Raw genomic sequence first — 17,830 nt, 5'->3', positions numbered from 1 at the left:
GCCTCAATCCTTCAGCGAGATCTCGCGGATGCCGTCGGCGAGCAGGTTGAAGCCGAGGACGAGCGAGGAGATCGCGATCACGGGGAAGATCGTCATGTGCGGCGCGAAGGTCGCCATGGAGCGGGTCTGGTTGACCATGCCGCCCCAATCCGGATCCGGCGGCGGCAGGCCGAGCCCGAGGAAGCCGAGCACGCCGATCGTGATGATGGTGTAGCCGAGCCGCAGGCAGGCGTCGACGATGAGCGGGCCGCGCGCGTTCGGCAGGATCTCGACGAACATGATCCACAGCGCGCTCTCGCCCCGCGTCTGCGCGGCGGCGACGTAGTCGCGGTTGCGCAGGTCGAGCACGAGGCCGCGCACGATGCGCATGATCCCCGGGGCGCTCGCGAAGGTGACGGCGAGCACGATGTTGATGCCCGACGCCCCGAAGGTCGAGATGATGACGACGTAGAGGACGAGGATCGGGAAGGAGAGGATGATGTCGGAGACGCGCGAGAGCACGTCGTCCACCCAGCCGCGGTGATAGCCGGCGAGAAGCCCCATCACGATCCCCACCGCGAAGGCGCAGCCCGTCGCCACGGGAGCGTAGAACAGCACCGTGCGCGAGCCCCAGATCACCCGGCTGAGGATGTCGCGGCCGAGGTGATCGGCGCCGAGCAGGAAGGTCCCGCCGTCCGGATGCGGAGCGCCGGGCGGCGCGAAGGGGACGAACTGCGCGTTCGGGTCGAAGGGCGCGATCAGCGGCGCGAGCACCGCGACCACCACCCAGAACAGGACGATGCCCGAGCCGATCATCGCGACCACGCTCTCGCGCAGGAGCGCGAGGCCGCCGACGAGCGGACGGAGCGGCCCCAGCAACCGGTCGCGCACGGGGCGCGGCGGCTTCGGGTCGGCGAGGGTCGGCGGCGAAAGCTCGGAGGCGCGCTCGGGCCCAACGGCGGTGGTGTCGCTCATCGCTCCCCCTCCCTCACGCGAACCGGATGCGTGGGTTGAGATAGGTGTAGCCGATGTCCGCGATCGTCTGCGTCGCCACCGCGACGAAGACAGCGACCATGGCGCAGGCCTGGATCAGGTAGATGTCCTGGTTCAGCGACGCCTCCAGGAGAAGCGCGCCGAAGCCCTTGTAGGCGAAGAAGAATTCCACCACGATCACGCCCGAGAGCAGCCAGTTGATCTGCAGCATGATGACCGTGAACGGCGCGATCAGGGCGTTGCGCAAGGCGTGGCGCAGGATCACCTGGCGGTAAGGCAGGCCCTTGAGCACGGCGGTGCGGATGTAGGGCGTCTGCATCACCTCGGCCATCGAGGCGCGGGTCATGCGCGCGATGTAGCCGAAGCCGTAGAGCACGAGGACGGTCACCGGCAGGACGAGCTCGCGCCAGGCGAAGCCGTCGTTCATCGAGCTCGTGCCCGGCAGCCAGGCGAGCCAGAAGACCAGGACGAAGGTGAGCAGCACCGCGCTCGCGAATTCGGGGATCGACGTGGTGACGATGGAGCCCACCGAGATCGAGCGATCGAGGACGGAGCCTTCGCGCATCCCGGCGAGCACGCCGAGCACCAGCGCGAGCGGGATCATCACCGCGAAGGTGACGCCGCCGAGAATGGCGGTGTTGACGAGGCGCGGCCAGAGCACCTCCGAGACGGGCACGCGGAAGCGGATCGACTGGCCGAAATCGCCGGTGGCGATGTTCCCGAGCCATTCGAAATAGCGCACGAACAACGGCCTATCGTAGCCGTTCGCGACGAGCCAGAGCGCGCGCTGCTCCTCGGTCGTGTAGGGCCCGAGGACCTTCACGGCGACCGCGTCGCCGTTCACCTCCAGCAGGAGGAAGAGGAGGATCGAGACCGCCAGCATGGTCAGGGCCATGAAGGCGAGCCGCTTGGCCAGGAAGATCAGCATCGCTCACGCGTCCGTCGAGGCTCCGCCCGCGCGGGGCGGGCGGAGCCGAAGGGAAGACCGGCCGTGGCCGCGGATCAGCTCTGGGCGAGCCAGACCTGCTCGAAGTGATGCTCCTCGGCGGGATGATGGGCGTAGCCCTGCACCTTCTGGTTCGAGGCCGTGGCGATGGAGCGCCAGTAGGGCTGGATGATCACGGCGTCGCCCTGCAGCATCAGCTCGAGCTCCTCCATGATCGTCTGCCGCTCGGTGACGTCGAGCGTCGCCTCGGCCTTGTCGAGGAGCGCGTCGAAATCCGGGTTCGAATAGGACGACTCGTTCCACGGCACACCCGAGCGATAGGCGAGCGAAAGAACCTGGGTGCCGAGCGGACGATGGGTCCAGGAGGTGAAGCCGAACGGCGTCGTCATCCAGCGGTCCCAGTAGGTGCCGCCGGGCATGATGTTGACCGCGAGGTCGATCCCGGCCGGGCGCAGCATCTCCACCAGCGCCTGGCAGGTATTGGGCTCCCAGGTCGGCTGCGCCACGCAATCGATCTGGATCTCGAGACCGTCCGCGTAGCCGGCCTCGGCGAGGAGCGCGCGGGCGCGGTCGTAATCCTGCGTCGGCTTCGGCAGCGCGGCGTATTCCGGGTGGACCGGCGCGACGTGGTGATCCTCGCCGGCGACGCCGAGGCCCTGATAGGCGATCGCGAGCAGGCGCTCGTGATCGATGCAGGACTGGATCGCCTGGCGCACGCGGACGTCGTCGAACGGCGCCTCGGTCACCTTCATGCGGGCGACGCCGGTCTGCGCCGTGTCGGCCTGGTAGAGCACGAGGCTGGGGATGGCGCGGGCGGCGGGCACCTGCTCGACGTTGAGGCGGTAGAGGATGTCCACCTGGCCGGAGGCGAGCGCGGCGAGCGGGGCGGCCGGATCGTCGCCGTGATCGATGTAGTCGATCCCGTCGAGATGGACCTCGCCGCCCCACCAGCCGCTCTCCTTGCGGCGATAGCGGGCGCGCGAGCCCACCGTGAGCTCGACGAGCTCGAACGGGCCGGTGCCGATCGGGTCCTCGACCCAGTTGCCGCCCTGGAAGGAGCGGTGCGCGATCAGCGCCGGGTAGTCGCCCATCGACTCGGGCAGCGCCAGGAACGGGACGCGCAGGTTGAACTCGACGGTATGGTCGTCGATCTTGACGACGCCGTTCTCGAGCATCGGCGAGCCGTCGTCGTTGGACGTGCGCAGCGCCGAGAAGCGGCCGTAGTTCGAGGAGCCGACGGCAGGGTCCATCCAGCGCTTGAAGTTCGCCACGACGTCGTCGGCGCCGAAATCGTCGCCGTTCGACCACTTCACGCCCTGGCGCAGCTTGAACGTCCAGGTGCGCAGGTCCTCGGAGGCCGTCCAGCTCTCGGCGAGATGGGGCACCGCCACGTTGTCGGAGGTGATGCGCACGAGCGGCTCGATCACGTGGCGCAGCTCGTTGCCCTTCTCCGACCAGTCGACGGTCGCGGGATCCGAGATCTCCTTGATGTTCATCGACACGCGCAGCACGCCGCCCTTGACCGGCGTCCCGTCCTGGGCGCGCGCGGCGGGCGCGAAGGGCTCGCCCGTCAGCTTGCCGGCCATGGCGTAGGCCGCGCCGGCGGAGAGGCCGAGAAGGGTCGCGGTGCGCAGGAAGGCGCGGCGCGAGACCTTGCCCTCGAACACGTCCTCGGCCATTTGCGGCAGCTGCGGGTGAACCGCCTCCAGCGTCGTCGTCTCGTCGCGGTCGAGCCGCGAGCCGTCGTGCTTCTTGGTCGTCATCTCTGGTCCTCCGCCCGTTGCCGCGGGCTTTCGTTCTCGCTGCGGAATGCGCGTTTTGCGACGCGTGGCCGAAGGCGCGCGCAAATTGCCCCTTTCGGCCCGGCCCGTCGTGAAAGTTATTGCCCTGCTCGCGAGGTGTGTCAAATGTATAGATGGCCGCCACGAGGCTAGAGCCGCGCGGCGGCGCACGTCTCTCCCATCGGCCCGCACGACATACGTGCACGGGGCTGCGGAATTGTCATGGGACGCATGCCGCTCATCCGGGGTGCGCCACGACGACGCTTGTGCGAAACCGACGGTGGGCGAGGCTATTCTTCCCAGGCGCCGCGAAAGTGGCGGCGCCCTCCTCCGCTAGACTGCGCCCGCGCGCGGCGACGCGGCGTGTTGCGCGCCGTCGCGCGGCATGGGACAAGCGACGCGTGCCGCAGGTCGGCCCCGAGGCGAGAGGACGGAACGCGATGCGCTTTGCCGGGACGAAGGATTACGTGGCGACGGAGGACCTCGCGGTGGCGGTCAACGCCGCGATCACGCTGGAGCGCCCGCTCCTCGTCAAGGGCGAGCCCGGCACCGGCAAGACGGTGCTCGCCGAGGAGATCGCGAAAAGCGTCGGCGCGCCGCTCCTCACCTGGTCGATCAAGTCCACCACCAAGGCGCAGCAGGGCCTCTACGAGTACGACGCCGTCTCGCGCCTGCGCGATTCGCAGCTCGGCGACCCGCGCGTCTCCGACATCGCCAACTACATCCGCCGCGGCAAGCTCTGGGACGCCTTCGTCGCCGACGAGCGCCCGGTCCTGCTGATCGACGAGGTCGACAAGGCGGACATCGAGTTCCCCAACGACCTCCTGCAGGAGCTCGACCGGATGGAGTTCCACGTCTACGAGACCGGCGAGACCGTGAAGGCGGCGCGCCGGCCGATCGTGGTGATCACCTCCAACAACGAGAAGGAGCTGCCCGACGCCTTCCTGCGCCGCTGCTTCTTCCACTACATCAAGTTCCCCGATCCCGACACGATGGCCGCCATCGTCGAGGTGCACTATCCCGGCATCAAGAGCCGCCTCGTCAAGGAGGCCCTCGAGGTCTTCTTCGCCGTGCGCGAGGCGCCGGGCCTGAAGAAGAAGCCCTCCACCTCCGAGCTGCTCGACTGGCTGAAGCTCCTCCTCAACGAGGACGTCGCGCCGGAGGTGCTGCGCGAATCGAGCGCGCGCAAGCTGATCCCGCCGCTGCACGGGGCGCTCTTGAAGAACGAGCAGGACGTGGCGCTGTTCGAGAAGATCGCGTTCATGACGCGGCGGGGCGGGTGAGCGGGGCCTGTCGATGCCCCCTCCCGAACCCGAGGAGCCCTCGCCGAAGCGACGGCGCGGCCGCCCCGCCACCGGCCGCGATCCGCTCGTCAGCCTGCGGCTGCCCAGGGAGGCGCTGGAGGCGGTCGAGGGGATCGCGAAGGACGAGGGGGTGGCGCGCTCGGAGGTGATCCGGCGGGCGGTGCTGGACTGGCTGGCGCGGCGGGGGTGACGGCCCCCGTCACACGCTTCGCCGGACGGGCACGGCCCGGGTCGACCTCCGCCGCGCCCTGCCGCATCATGACCGAAACGGGAGGAGAGCGGACATGACGCGAGACTTCGTCTGGGGCGTGCTCGGCGCCGCGAAGATCGGCGAGAAGGTGGTGCCGGCCCTGCAGGCCGGCGCCGGGATGCGGGTTGGGGCCATCGCCTCGCGCGACGAGGGCCGCGCGCGGGCGGACGCGGAGCGCTACGGCGTCGCGAAAGCCTACGGCGCCTACGAGGCGCTCCTCGCCGATCCGGAGATCGACGGCGTCTACAACCCGCTGCCGAACGACCTGCACGTGTCCTGGTCGATCCGCGCCATGGAGGCCGGCAAGCACGTGCTCTGCGAGAAGCCGATCGCGCTCACGGCCGCGGAGGCGGAGCGGCTGCGCGAGGCGCAGGTGCGCACCGGCCGATTGGTGGTCGAGGCCTTCATGGTGCGCCACCACCCGCAATGGATCGAGGCGCGCGAGCGCGTGCGCTCCGGGGCGCTCGGCGAGCTGCGGGCGATCCAGACGGCGTTCTCGTTCTACAACGACGACCCGACCAACATCCGCAACCGCCCCGAGAACGGCGGCGGCGGGCTCTACGACATCGGCTGCTACGCCATCAACACCGCCCGCTTCCTGTTCGAGGCGGAGCCCGAGCGCGTGATCGGCCTGTTCGACATGGACCCGCAGATGGGCGTGGACCGGCTCACATCGGGCCTGATGCTGTTCTCCGGCGGCCGGCAGGCGAGCTTCGTGTGCTCGACGCAGCTCGTCCCGACGCAGCGCGTCACCATCCTGGGCACGCAGGCGCGGCTCGTCGTCGAGGTGCCGTTCAACGCGCCGCCGGACCGGGACCTGCGCATCGTCGAGGACCCGGGGACCGACCTGTTCGGCGAGGCGGCGCAGGCGACCGTGCTGCCGGCGACGGATCAGTACGCGCGCCAGGCCGAGGCCTTCGTGGCGCGCGTCGCCGCAGGCGGCGGCGCGGACACCGGGCCGATCGAGGACGCGATCGCCAACATGCGGGTGATCGACGCCCTCTTCCGCTCGCGCGAGAGCGGCGCGCTGGAGCGCGTCGGCTGACGGGCGCGCGCTCGCGGCTCAGTGACCCGGACCGGCCTTGTCGAAGGCGGCCTTCTGCTCGGGGCTCGCCTCGGCCTGGTGCTTCGCCTTCCATTCGTCGTAGGGCATGCCGTAGACGGCCTCGCGGCTCTCGTCCTTGGAGAGCGCGACGCCCTTCTCGTCGGCGGCGTCCTTGAGCCAGTTGGAGAGGCAGTTGCGGCAGAAGCCGGCCATGTTCATCAGGTCGATGTTCTGCACGTCGGTGCGCGCGCGCATGTGCGCGACGAGGCGGCGGAAGGCGGCGGCCTCGAGCTCGGTGCGGGTGGCGGGGTCGAGATCGGAAAAGGGCATGGCTCGCTCGTGGATAGGTGCGGATGGATGGCGTCGCTCCCGAACATGGCGGATGACCTCGGCGCTGAAAAGGCATAGGAAGGGAAACGGAACCTTCGCGAAGCGCGCATGCGCGGTGGGGGTGCCCTCGCCGCCTCGCCCCCCGGAGGAGCCAGATGTCCGTATCCCCCGCCGTCGCCGCAGACAGCCGAGCCTCGCTCGCGCGCGTCTTCGAGGCGGCCGTGGCGCGGGCGCATCCCGACCTGTGCCTGCCGCCGCACCTGCCCGAGCCGCCGGCCTCGGGCCGGGTGATCGTGCTCGCCACCGGCAAGGCCGGCGCGAGCCTCGCGGCGGCTGCGGCGCGCCATTACGCCGAGCGCGGCCTCGGCCCCGATCGGCTCACGGGCCTCGCCGTGTGCCGCTACGGATACGCCGCGGACGCGGGACCGATTCCGGTGGTCGAGGCCGGGCATCCGGTGCCTGACGAGGCCGGGGTCGCGGCGACGCGACGCACGCTCACGTTCGCCGAGAGCGCGACCGCCGACGATCTCGTCCTCGCGCTGATCTCGGGCGGCGGCTCGGCCAACTGGATCGCGCCGGCGGGCGAGCTCACCCTCGCCGACAAGCAGGCGGTGACGAAGGCGCTCCTGCGCTGCGGGGCGACGATCGGCGAGATCAATTGCGTGAGGAAGCGCCTCTCGCTGATCAAGGGCGGGCGGCTCGCCGCCATGGCCGCCCCCGCGCAGGTCGTGGCGCTGGCGATCTCGGACGTGCCGGGCGACGATCCCGCCGCCATCGCGTCCGGTCCCACCGTTCCCGACCCGACCACGACGGCGGACGCCCGGGCCATCGTCGCGACATACGGGCTCGACCTTCCGCCCGCCGCGCGCCGGCTCCTCGACGACCCCGCCAACGAGACGCCGAAGCCCGGGGACCCGTGCTTCTCGGGCTCGTCCTTCACGATCGTCGCCCGCCCCGCCGACGCGCTCGCCGCGGCGGCCGAGGCGGCGTCGGCGGCGGGCTACGAGCCGGTCCTGCTCGGCGCCGATCTCGAGGGCGAGGCGCGCGAGGTCGCCCGCGCCCAAGCCGCCCTCGCCCGCGAGGCGAAAGCCGCCGGGCGGCGCGTGGCGCTCCTGTCGGGCGGCGAGCTGACGGTCACGATCCGCGGAGAAGGTCGCGGCGGGCCGAACCAGGAATACGCCCTCGCCCTCGCCCTCGCGCTCGACGGGGCGGAGGGGATCGCGGCGCTCGCCGGCGACACGGACGGAACCGACGGCGGCTCCGGCGCGTCGACCGATCCGGCGGGCGCTTTCGTCGACGCCGCCACCCTGGCGCGCGCCGCCGCCGCGGGGCTGGACGCGCGCCGCATGCTCGACGACAACGATTCCACCGCCTTCTTCGAGGCTCTCTCCGATCTGTACGTCCCCGGTCCCACCCGCACGAACGTCAATGACTGCCGCATCATCCTGGTCGACTGAGAGGCGCGGCGCCGCCGCACGAGCGCTCGCGCGCGTGCTGCTCGCGGGCGCGCTCGCCGGCGGAGCGCTCGCGCTCGAGGCCCGCCCAGCGCAGGCGGACCTGCGCCTGTGCAACATGACGAATTCCCGCGTCGGCATCGCCATCGGCCACCGCGACGACGACGGCTGGCTCACGGAGGGCTGGTGGAACCTCGATCCGCGCGCCTGCGAGACCCTGCTCGAAGGCGCGCTCGCCTCGCGCTTCTACTATGTCTACGCGATCGACTACGACCGCGGCGGCGAGTGGGGCGGGCGCACGGTGATGTGCACCCGCGAGCGCGAGTTCACGATCCGCGGCGTCGAGGACTGCCTCGCCCGCGGATTCGACCGCAACGGCTTCTTCGAAGTCGACACGGGCCAGCAGCGCAGCTGGACCATTCAGCTCACAGATCCCGACAGACCCGGAGCCGCTCTGCGATGACGCGATCGAGACGCACCAAGATCGTCGCCACCCTCGGCCCCGCCTCCAGCACGGTCGAGATGGCCTGCCGGCTGCACGAGGCGGGCGCCGACATGTTCCGCATCAACATGTCACACCTCTCGCGCGAGGATCTGCGCTCCCGCGTGGAGATGCTGCGCGACGTGGAGCAGCGGGTGAAGACCCCCGTGCCGATCCTCGTCGACCTGCAGGGCCCGAAGCTGCGCGTGGGCACGTTCACCGGCGACAAGGCCGAGATCATGAAGGGCGAGACCTTCGTGCTCGATTCCGACCCGAGCCCGGGCGACGCGACGCGCGTGCACCTGCCCCATCCGGAGATCCTCTCCGCGCTCGAGCCCGAGCACGCGGTCATCATCGACGACGGCAAGCTGCGGCTCGTGGTGGAGGACGTCGAGCCGGGCAAGCGCGCGGTCACCCGCGTCGTCGTCGGCGGCACGATCTCGAACCGCAAGGGCGTCTCGCTGCCCGACACGCAGCTGCCCGTCTCCGCCATGACGCCGAAGGACCGCTCGGACCTCGAGGCGGCGATGGACGTCGGCGTCGACTGGGTGGCGCTCTCCTTCGTGCAGCGGCCGGAGGACATCGCCGAGGTGAAGAAGGTGGTGCGCGGCCGCGCCCAGGTTCTCGCCAAGATCGAGAAGCCGCAGGCGCTCAAGCGCCTCGACGAGATCATGGAGATTTCCGACGCGCTGATGGTGGCGCGCGGCGATCTCGGCGTGGAGATGCCGCTCGAGCGGGTGCCGGGCATCCAGAAGCGCATCACCCGCGGGGCGCGGCGGCTCGGCAAGCCGGTGATCGTCGCGACGCAGATGCTCGAGAGCATGATCACCGCCCCCGTCCCCACCCGCGCCGAGGTCTCCGACGTCGCGACCGCCGTCTACGAGGGCGCGGACGCGGTGATGCTCTCCGCCGAGAGCGCGGCGGGCCAGTACCCGATCGAGGCCGTCTCGACCATGGACGCGATCGCCGTGCAGGTGGAGCAGGAAGAGCTCTACTGGACGATCATCGCCTCCCAGCAGGCCGAGCCCGAGGCCACGGGCTCCGACGCCATCGCGGCGGCGGCGCACCGCATCGCCGACACGCTCGGCATCGGCGTGATCTGCGCCTGGACCTCGTCGGGCTCGACCGCGCTGCGCATCGCCCGCGAGCGGCCGAACTCCACCATCATCGCGCTGACCCCCAATCGCGGCGCGGCCCGGCGCGCCCAGCTCGCCTGGGGCGTCCACCCCATCGTCACCCGCGACGCCCACGACGTCGACGACATGACCTTCCGCGCCTGCAAGTTCGCCGTCCGCGCCGGCCTCGCCAAGGTGGGCGAGCGGGTGATCGTGGTGGCCGGCGTCCCCTTCGGCACCCCGGGGGCGACGAACATGGTGCGGATCGCGTTCATCAAGCAGGAGCATGCGGACGCGGCTTGAGGGGTCGCGGAATCCGGAACCCTCCCCCCTCCCCTCCTGTTCGGGTCGGCGTCGCTCGAAACGAGGAGGACGCCATGACCGACCGAATTCGCCTCGCCGCCCCGCTCGCGGCGGCGGCGCTGCTCACGACCGCCGCGGCCGTGGAGGCCGCGCCGGCCCGCACCTCGGTCGACCTGTCCCTGCGCGAGGGCCCGAGCACACGCTACCAGCGGCTCACCGTCGTTCCGCAGGGCGCGCGGGTCGAGGTGGCGCGCTGCACGCCGAGCTACGAGTGGTGCGAGGTTTCCTGGCGCGGCTACGATGGCTGGTCGGCGGCGCGCTACCTCCAGCCGGCGGCGCCCGAGCTGCGCGCGCCCGTGGCCGAGCTGCAGGGCCGCTTCCCCGCGGAGGTCTTCGACTTCTTCGCCGAGTTCGGCCTCGCCCTCGCCCGCGGCGAGGAGCCGGACGTGGGCCCGCCGGAGGATCGCGGCCCGGCGGTCGCGCGCGGCGAGGCCTGCTTCTACGCCGATTTCGACTATCAGGGCGAGAGCGTCTGCTCCCAGGGCGGCGCCGACCCGCGGCTCTCGGGCGGCTGGAACGACCGTATCTCGGCGATCCGCACCGGGCCGGGCACAGCGGTTCTCGTCTGCGAGCACTACGACTACGAAGGCCGATGCCGGCGCATCGCCGGCAACGTCGCCTCGCTCTCGAGCGAGTGGAACGACGTGATCTCGTCCTACGAGATCGGCGGGCGGGTCCCGCCGGACCAAGGCGACGAGGGTCCGCCGGTCGACGCGAACGAGGTCTGCTTCTACGAGGACTACGAGTTCGGCGGCGCCGAGCTGTGCGCCGACGTCGGCGACGCGGATGCGCGGATCATGGGCGAATGGAACGACCGCATCTCCGCGATCCGCACCGGCGCGAACGCGACCGTGGAGGTCTGCCAGGACTACGGCTTCGCCGGGGGCTGCCGGACGGTGGACGGGACCGTCTCCGCTCTGCGAGGCGGATGGAACGACGCGATCTCGGCCTACCGGGTGCGATGACCGACAATCTCGCCGGCCCCGTCGCCTTCGTGGCGGGGCCGGACGGCATCACTTCCGATTGAGCCCGGCGCAATTCTGAGTAATAGGAATAAGAGCTCGAACTTACACCAAGCCCCTTCGAGTTGCCTTGACTATCCGCAAGCCTCTATACGACGTATTTCAACAGCTTTAACCGCTTCTTCACAGCAACATCCGAACATCTCCTTACGTCATCTGAGGAGATCGCCCATGCGCATCACCACGACTGCCCTGATCCTCGCGGGCGCTCTCGCCGTCCCGCTCCCGGCCGCGGCGCAGGGCGCGGCCCCGAACGCGAAGATGCTGATCGGCCCGGCCGTCGTCGCCGAGGTCCGCTCCTGGCTCGAGACCGAGATCGTTCGACTCTCGGTCGAGAGCCAGAACGAGCGCTATGCCGGCGCGGACGCGGCCGAGATCGAGGCGCTCGACCAGCAATGGCGCGCCGAGCGCGAGGCGGCGGACAAGCCGTTGATCGCCGCGACCCTGTCCTCCCCGCTGTCGGTCTACCTGACCCGCGTGCAGGCGCAGGCCCTCGGGCTCTACGTCGAGATCTTCGTCACGGACGACGAGGGCCTCAACGTCGGCCAGAGCGCCATCACCTCGGATTACTGGCAGGGCGACGAGGCGAAGTTCCAGAACACCTTCCCCGTCGGCGCCGACGCGGTCTTCATCGACGATCCGGAATGGGACGAGGGCCTGAAGATCTGGCGCGCGCAGCTCAACCTGACCGTCACCGACGAGAGCGGCCGCGCGCCCATCGGCGCCGCGACGGTGGAGATCAACCTGACCGAGCTGATCCGCCGCTCGGCTGTTATCGGCGGCTGAGCCGACCGAGGGGGCATGTGAGATGTTCAACGACCTTTCCGTCACCAAGAAGGGACTGGCCGCCTTCGTCGGCCTCGCCCTCGTCGGCGTCGCCGCCGGCCTGTTCTCGTTCGACCGGGCGCGCGTTGCCGGAGACGCCATCGAGCAGGCGAGCGAGGCGCAGGAGCTGACGGGCGACGCCCGTGCGATCCAGGGCGCGATCCTCGGCCAGGCCTTCGCCATCCAGAGCTTCGTCCTCTCCGGCGATCGTGGGCGCCTCTCGGAATACGAGACCGCCGCGCAGACGACGAGCGACGTCTTTTCCGAGATGATCGCAGAGGCCCGGGCCGTCGCGCCGGCCGTGGCGACCGACGCCGCCGCCGCCGAGGCCGCCTGGCAGGCCTGGCGCGAGGGCTACGTCGCCCCGCAGATCGAGCGCATGCGCGATCCGCTCACGGTGGACCTCGCCCGCGCCGTGGCGAGCTCGGTCGAGGCGGAGCGCATGTTTGACGCCGTGATCGAGGCCGTCGGCGCCGTGGAGCGCGACCTCGAGGTGATCCGCGGCGAGCTCGTCGCCGCCCAGCAGAGCGCGCTCGCCACGGTGCGCGCCGTGGGCCTCGGCGCCTCGGCGCTGCTCGCCCTCGTCGCCCTCGCCTTCGCCTACCTGAACTTCGCCGTCGTCTCGCGGCCGCTGGCCCGGCTCGCGGACACGACCCAGCGCCTCGCCGAGGGCGATCTCGAGGCCGAGCCGCCGGCGAGCCGCCGCGGCGACGAGATCGGCCGCATGGGCGCGGCGCTCGGGGTCTTCCGCGACAACCTGATCCGTACCCGCACGCTCGAGGCCGAGACGGCGGACGCCCGCGAGGCGGCGGAAAAGCGTCGACGCCAGGAGATGCAGCGCCTCGCCCGGGACTTCGAGGCGTCCGTCCTGCAGCTTTCCGACGAGATGCAGGCCGAGACGGCGCGCCTCGGCGAGGCCGCGGCCGCGCTCTCCACCATCGCCGCGCAGACGACCGAGCAGGCCATCGGCGCCTCGACGGCGTCGGAAGAGACGGCGGTCAACGTCCGCGGCGTCGCCAGCGCCACGGAGGAGATGTCGGCATCCATCAACGAGATCACGTCGCAGGTGAACGCCTCCTCGCAGATGGCGATCGAGGCGGCGGGCGACGTCGAGCGCTCGAACGCGGCGGTGACGAACCTCAACGGCGTCGTCGAGCGAATCGGCGACGTGACGAAGCTCATCTCGGAGATCGCCGCGCAGACGAACCTGCTCGCGCTCAACGCGACGATCGAGGCCGCGCGCGCCGGCGAGGCGGGCAAGGGCTTCGCCGTCGTCGCCGCCGAGGTGAAGTCCCTCGCCGACCAGACCGGCAAGGCGACCGAGGACATCGAGCGCCAGATCGCGGAGATGCGCGGGGCGGCGCAGGCCTCCATGCAGGCCGCGGCCGCGGTGGCCGAGAAGGTGCGCGCCATCACTGAGCGGATGAACACCGTCGCCGCCGCCGCCGAACAGCAGAACGCCACCACGGGCGAGATCGCCCGCAACGTCGCCGAGGCCGCCTCCGGCACCCAGGACGTCAGCCGCACCATCACCGACGTGAGCGGCCAGGCGAACCGCACGGGCGAGCTCTCGGCGTCGGTCCACGCCTCCTCCAGCGCGCTCACGGAGCGCTCCGGGGCGCTGCGCCATGCGATGGAGGCCTTCGTGGCGAAGGTGCGGGCGGCCTGAGCCGGGCGCCGAAACGCGAGCGGCATCTCGAAGGGGGCGGCGCCGAGCCGCCCCCTTCTCTTTTGGTGAACGCCTTCTGAACGAGCGGTTCAAGCGGCGTTCCGGCGCCTCCCTCTACACCTCGTGACACGCCACCGAGACGGCGGCGTCGAGATCCAGAGGAGAGACCCCATGACCCGCAAGCTCTTCACCGCGACCCTGGTCGCCCTCGTCACCGGCCTCGCCACGCCCGTCCTCGCCAACGAGATCGTCATCCGCCAGCACGGCTGGGCGCATTCCGTCGGCGGCGAGCAGGTCGGGCGGGGCAACCGCGTGGGCGTCCATCAGGAGGGGCGCTTCAACGAGGGCGTCGTGCGCCAGTACGGGCGCGGCAACACCGGCGCCATCGGCCAGAGCGGCCGGCGCAACCACGCCGACGTCTGGCAGCGCGGCCGCGCAAACGCGGGCGGCGTGGCGCAGTTCGGCGACCGCCACAGCGCCATCGTCACCCAGGACGGCAACGGCAACATCGCCGCCGGCGTGCAGGTGGGCACGGGCTGCTCCGGCGAGGTGACGCAGAACGGCAGCGGCAACGTCGCGGCCTTCGTGCAGACCTGCAACTGAGCCCGCGCCGCGCGGCCGAGGCTATGACCCGGCCGCGCCGCCCCCTCCCCTCGAGAACGGAGACTCTCATGTTCGGCCTCGATAATCGCCTCGTCGCCGGCGCCGTGGTGGCGCTGAGCGCCCTCGGCCCCCTCGGCGCCGCCATCGGCGCGTCGAGCTCGTCCGCCCACACCGCCGACGACGGCCCGCGCTGCGAAGTGCGCGTGGAGCGCAGCGGCGGGCTCGTCACCGTCGAGCCGCTTCTCGTCAGCGACCGCGCGGTCTCGGGAAACTACAGGCTCGCCGTCGTCGGCGGCGGAGCCGCCGGGCGCTCGACCATCAGCCAGGGCGGCGCCTTCGACGCCCGGGCCGGCCGGGAGACGGTGCTCGGCAGCGTGACGTTGAACGCCGGCGGGCGTTACGACGCGACCCTCGAGATCGACGTCGGCGGCGAGCGCCTCGCCTGCGAGGAGCGGATCGGCCGTTGAGGCCGATCCGGACCATGAGCGAAGGAGCCGGTCTCATGACCAAGCGTTCGATCAGGGCCGCAACCGCGGCCGTCCTTCTCGCCGCCGGCCTCGCGACCGGCCCCGCCGCCGCGGGCGGAACCGTGACCTTCTCCGCCAACGCCCAGGGCGCGGACGCCGAGCGGGCGCTGCGCGCCGGCCTCGCCCTGTACGGGCTCGCCACCGACATGCGCACGAACGGCCGCATCACCCAGCAGGGCCGCGACAACGCCGCCGGCCTCCTGCAGAACGGACGCGGCAATCTCGGCCTCGTCCACCAGGAAGGCCGCGACCACGTCGGCACGCTGGAGCAGGACGGCGACCGCAATTCCTACGGCCTGTTCCAGTTCGGCCGGGGGACCCGCGCCCACGTGCGCCAGCGCGGCGACGGCGGCTCGGGCGTGACCTTCCAATGGGGCTTCTGAGCCCCGCTCAGCCGGCGGCCGCCGCGGCTTCGGCCGCCGCGTAGGCCTCCCGCAGCGCGTCCTCCAGCGGCCGGCCTTCGGCATACGGCGCGAGATGCGCGGGGCGCTCCATCCCCGGCGGCACGCTCGGGCAGCGCTCGGACGCGCCGATCACGGTGTGAACGGGCAGCCGCTCCGCCCAGATCGGCAGAGCGGCGTCGGGATCCCCGGCGACGCCGGCGGCGCGGATCTTGGCGGAGGCCTCCTCGATCTCCATCACGATCACCGCCGTGGCCTTCACCTCCTGCGCGGTCGCCGGCCTGAGGGTCGCGTCGCGCCCCGGAAAGAAGCGGTCGACCATCATGTGCAGAGCCTGCGCCTTCTCCTTCGGATCGGTGACGAGCCTGGCGCGGCCGAAGGCCATCACGGAGCGGTAATCGGCCGAGGACGAGAAGCCGGAGCGCGCGAGCGCGAAGGCGTCGAGATGCGTCACCGTCAGGCAGGCGGGCTCGCCGTCGGCGAGGTTGCGCAGCATCCGGCTGGCGCTGCTGCCGTGCCAGTAGAGCCGCGTGCCTTCGCGCCAGAACAGGGTCGGCGTGCAATAGGGCTGGCCGTCGATCACGTAGGAGACGTGGGCGAGCGCGGCGGCGTCGAGGAGGGCGTGCACGGTCTCGTGGTCGTAGTGGCCGCGCTCGTGCTTGCGCTTCACCCGGTTGCGCGGGCTGACCGGATAGGTGGCGGACGCGATGTCGGACATGGCGGATCGGCTCCGGGTCTCGCGCCCGGGGGGGCGCTGCGGCTTCTCCGTAGCGCGACCGAATTGGCTCGGATAAGATCCAATCTCATGCGAAAGGATCGAGCCAATTCGTCGGACTGGTCGGCCCTGATCCCAGTCCTGCCGGGCGAGGGCCCGCGCCGGGTGGCGCTCTACGCCGAGCTGCGCCGGCTGATCGAGACGCGTCAGCTCGCGCCCGGGGCGAAGCTGCCGCCGACCCGGGCGCTGGCGACCCGGCTCGGGGTGGCCCGGGGCGCCGTGGTCGCGGCCTTCGAGCAGCTGGTGGCGGAGGGCTTCGCGGAGGCGCGGGTGGGCGCCGGCACCTTCGTCGCGACGGCGGTGCCCAGTCTCGCGCCGGAGCCCGCACGGCCCGCGCGCCCGCGGCGCCGGGAGGTGGAGGCGCTGCCCGGCAGGCTCGGCACCGCGGCGCCCGATTCACGGACGCTGGCTCTGTTCGGCCGGCTTCTGCAGCGCCAGCTCGCGCGCCCCGTCCCGAGCTGCTTCCACTACGGCGACCCCCAGGGCGAGCCCGAGCTGCGCGCGGCGATCGCGGACTATCTGCGCGCCGCGCGCGGCGTTCGGCTGCACGCCGACCAGGTCGTCGTCACGCACGGCGCGCAGCACGCGATCGACCTCGTCGCCCGCGGCGTGCTCGCTCCCGGCGACGAGGTCTGGATCGAGGACCCGGGCTACGGCTCGGCCGTCGCGTGCCTGCGCGGCGCGGGGCTCTCGCTCGTTCCGGTCGCCGTCGACGCGGAGGGGCTCGATCCCGCCGCCGGGATCGCCCGTGCGCCGCGGGCGCGGGCGGCTTACGTCACGCCCTCGCACCAGTTCCCCATGGGCGTCGTGCTTTCCATGCGCCGGCGCCTCGCCCTGCTCGCGTGGGCGCGCGAGGCCGGGGCCTGGATCCTCGAGGACGATTACGACAGCGAGTTCCGCTACAACGGCCCGCCGCTGGCCTCGCTGCAGGGCATGGACGGCGGGGGGCGTGTCGTCTACGTGGGCACCTTCTCGAAGGCGTTGTTCCCGGGCCTGCGCATCGGCTACGCGGTGCTGCCGGAGCCGCTGATCGAGCCCGTCCTCGCACTGCGCGACCGAGGCGACCGCTACCCCTCCCCCCTCCTGCAGGGCGCCCTCGCCGCCTTCCTGAGGGAGGGTCACTTCGCCGCACACCTGCGCCGAGCCCGTGCGCGCGCCCGCGCGGCGCGCGACGCCCTGGTCGCCGGGCTCGCCGCGGGCGGTCTCGCGGTGCGCCCGCCGGATCAGGGCCTGCATCTCGTCCTCGACCTTGTAGACGGCCTCGACGAGGCGGACGCCGTCGCCCGCGCCGCGCAGGCGGGGCTCTCGGCGCGGGCCCTCTCCGGGCTTCATCTCGCTCGACCGGTCCGCCGGGGCCTCGTCGTCGGCTTTTCCGGCTTCGCGCCGCAGGCGCTGGAGGAGGCCGCCCGCCGCTTCGGGGAAGCGGCGCGCCGCCCGTCGTGACTGGCGAATTGGTTCCATCCGCCCCGAAATGGCCCAGAACGCGACCCGCGCGCTCCCCATTCTCGCCCGATCCGAACGGTTAACAGCCGCCTGCCGCAAGGCGTCGATCAACCTTCAACGGACGGTCCAGTGCAGCTCATCCGCAACGCGGCCATCGCCGCCGCCCTCTCCGCCCTCGTCGCGCTTCCCACGCTTCCCGCCCAGGCGCATCCCGCCGGCGGCGCCGCGGCCGCGGTCAAGACCGCGCACGCCTCCTGGTACGGCCCGGGCTTCCACGGCCGCAAGACGGCGAACGGCGAGCGCTTCGATCAGGACGGGCTCACCGCGGCCCACAAGACGCTGCCCTTCGGCACCAAGGTGCGCGTGACCAACGTGGCGAACGGCAAGTCCGTCGTGGTGCGGATCAACGACCGCGGCCCCTTCGTGCGCGGGCGCGAGATCGACCTGTCCCGTGGCGCGGCGAAGGCGGTGGGGATGGTCGGCTCGGGCGTCGCCCAGGTGCGGATGGAAGTTCTCTGAGGTCC

19 protein-coding genes are annotated in these 17,830 nt (G+C 71.7%); 14 read left to right on the top strand and 5 right to left on the bottom strand.

Annotated features, from left to right (window positions below; translation table 11 throughout):
• Positions 1-3 precede the first annotated feature (3 nt).
• The 3 genes from ABL310_RS08705 to ABL310_RS08695 all read right to left on the bottom strand — a co-directional run bounded on the left by ABL310_RS08705 (position 4) and on the right by ABL310_RS08695 (position 3,681).
• Positions 4-954: an ABC transporter permease gene (locus tag ABL310_RS08705; protein WP_349371282.1), complete on the bottom strand. Its 951-nt coding sequence runs from the start codon at positions 952-954 to the stop codon at positions 4-6.
• A gap of 13 nt (positions 955-967) precedes the next feature.
• Positions 968-1,900, bottom strand: coding sequence for an ABC transporter permease (locus ABL310_RS08700; RefSeq protein WP_349371281.1), 933 nt, complete (start codon positions 1,898-1,900; stop codon positions 968-970).
• Between the two features lie 74 nt (positions 1,901-1,974).
• On the bottom strand, positions 1,975-3,681 hold the full coding sequence (locus ABL310_RS08695) for an ABC transporter substrate-binding protein (RefSeq protein WP_349371280.1): 1,707 nt from the start codon (positions 3,679-3,681) through the stop codon (positions 1,975-1,977).
• A 458-nt stretch (positions 3,682-4,139) separates the two neighbouring features.
• On the opposite strand from ABL310_RS08695, the gene ABL310_RS08690 reads away from it, so the two are divergent.
• The 3 genes from ABL310_RS08690 (at position 4,140) to ABL310_RS08680 (ending at position 6,298) form a co-directional block, all read left to right on the top strand.
• Positions 4,140-4,982: a MoxR family ATPase gene (locus ABL310_RS08690; protein WP_349371279.1), complete on the top strand. Its 843-nt coding sequence runs from the start codon at positions 4,140-4,142 to the stop codon at positions 4,980-4,982.
• 13 nt (positions 4,983-4,995) lie between these two features.
• A complete protein-coding gene (locus ABL310_RS08685) occupies positions 4,996-5,193 on the top strand; it encodes a ribbon-helix-helix protein, CopG family (RefSeq protein WP_349371278.1) in 198 nt (65 codons plus the stop codon).
• A 94-nt stretch (positions 5,194-5,287) separates the two neighbouring features.
• Entirely contained in the window at positions 5,288-6,298 is a 1,011-nt protein-coding gene (locus ABL310_RS08680; protein ID WP_349371277.1) for a Gfo/Idh/MocA family oxidoreductase, read from the top strand.
• An 18-nt stretch (positions 6,299-6,316) separates the two neighbouring features.
• Here ABL310_RS08680 and ABL310_RS08675 read toward each other — a convergent pair whose 3' ends face one another.
• Positions 6,317-6,628: a DUF1244 domain-containing protein gene (locus tag ABL310_RS08675; RefSeq protein WP_349371276.1), complete on the bottom strand. Its 312-nt coding sequence runs from the start codon at positions 6,626-6,628 to the stop codon at positions 6,317-6,319.
• A gap of 155 nt (positions 6,629-6,783) precedes the next feature.
• Between ABL310_RS08675 and ABL310_RS08670 the strand changes: the two genes are divergently transcribed.
• The 9 genes from ABL310_RS08670 to ABL310_RS08630 all read left to right on the top strand — a co-directional run bounded on the left by ABL310_RS08670 (position 6,784) and on the right by ABL310_RS08630 (position 15,070).
• Complete coding sequence (locus ABL310_RS08670) at positions 6,784-8,085, top strand: glycerate kinase (RefSeq protein ID WP_349371275.1); 1,302 nt, start codon at positions 6,784-6,786, stop codon at positions 8,083-8,085.
• Positions 8,057-8,545: a DUF1036 domain-containing protein gene (locus ABL310_RS08665; RefSeq protein ID WP_349371274.1), complete on the top strand. Its 489-nt coding sequence runs from the start codon at positions 8,057-8,059 to the stop codon at positions 8,543-8,545. The genes ABL310_RS08670 and ABL310_RS08665 overlap by 29 nt, the downstream gene beginning before the upstream one ends.
• Positions 8,542-9,981 (top strand): pyruvate kinase, encoded by a 1,440-nt coding sequence (gene pyk, locus ABL310_RS08660; RefSeq protein ID WP_349371273.1) that lies wholly within the window; start codon positions 8,542-8,544, stop codon positions 9,979-9,981. The genes ABL310_RS08665 and pyk overlap by 4 nt, the downstream gene beginning before the upstream one ends.
• Positions 9,982-10,055: 74 nt before the next feature.
• Entirely contained in the window at positions 10,056-11,006 is a 951-nt protein-coding gene (locus ABL310_RS08655) for a peptidase inhibitor family I36 protein (protein ID WP_349371272.1), read from the top strand.
• Positions 11,007-11,234: 228 nt separating this feature from the next.
• The gene (locus ABL310_RS08650) at positions 11,235-11,849 is read left to right on the top strand and encodes a hypothetical protein (protein WP_349371271.1); all 615 of its coding nucleotides are present in this window, start codon (positions 11,235-11,237) and stop codon (positions 11,847-11,849) included.
• A 22-nt stretch (positions 11,850-11,871) separates the two neighbouring features.
• Complete coding sequence (locus ABL310_RS08645) at positions 11,872-13,557, top strand: methyl-accepting chemotaxis protein (protein ID WP_349371270.1); 1,686 nt, start codon at positions 11,872-11,874, stop codon at positions 13,555-13,557.
• A gap of 171 nt (positions 13,558-13,728) precedes the next feature.
• Positions 13,729-14,160 carry a curlin gene (locus tag ABL310_RS08640; protein ID WP_349371269.1) on the top strand — a complete coding sequence of 144 codons (432 nt, stop codon included), beginning with the start codon at positions 13,729-13,731 and terminating at the stop codon, positions 14,158-14,160.
• Positions 14,161-14,228: 68 nt separating this feature from the next.
• Positions 14,229-14,627, top strand: coding sequence for a curli-like amyloid fiber formation chaperone CsgH (csgH, locus tag ABL310_RS08635; RefSeq protein WP_349371268.1), 399 nt, complete (start codon positions 14,229-14,231; stop codon positions 14,625-14,627).
• Positions 14,628-14,662: 35 nt separating this feature from the next.
• A complete protein-coding gene (locus tag ABL310_RS08630; RefSeq protein ID WP_349371267.1) occupies positions 14,663-15,070 on the top strand; it encodes a curlin in 408 nt (135 codons plus the stop codon).
• A 7-nt stretch (positions 15,071-15,077) separates the two neighbouring features.
• Here ABL310_RS08630 and ABL310_RS08625 read toward each other — a convergent pair whose 3' ends face one another.
• Positions 15,078-15,806 (bottom strand): pyridoxamine 5'-phosphate oxidase family protein, encoded by a 729-nt coding sequence (locus ABL310_RS08625; protein WP_349371266.1) that lies wholly within the window; start codon positions 15,804-15,806, stop codon positions 15,078-15,080.
• 87 nt (positions 15,807-15,893) lie between these two features.
• Here ABL310_RS08625 and ABL310_RS08620 point away from each other — a divergent pair, with 87 nt between their 5' ends.
• Positions 15,894-17,306 carry a PLP-dependent aminotransferase family protein gene (locus ABL310_RS08620; RefSeq protein ID WP_349371265.1) on the top strand — a complete coding sequence of 471 codons (1,413 nt, stop codon included), beginning with the start codon at positions 15,894-15,896 and terminating at the stop codon, positions 17,304-17,306.
• Positions 17,307-17,435: 129 nt separating this feature from the next.
• Entirely contained in the window at positions 17,436-17,825 is a 390-nt protein-coding gene (locus ABL310_RS08615; protein ID WP_349371264.1) for a septal ring lytic transglycosylase RlpA family protein, read from the top strand.
• Positions 17,826-17,830: the final 5 nt, after the last annotated feature.

The sequence above is a fragment of the Salinarimonas sp. genome (genome assembly GCF_040111675.1).
Classification (GTDB): domain Bacteria; phylum Pseudomonadota; class Alphaproteobacteria; order Rhizobiales; family Beijerinckiaceae; genus Salinarimonas.
Note: the sequence above shows the minus strand (reverse complement) of the source record. Positions and strands in the feature narration are given on the sequence as shown.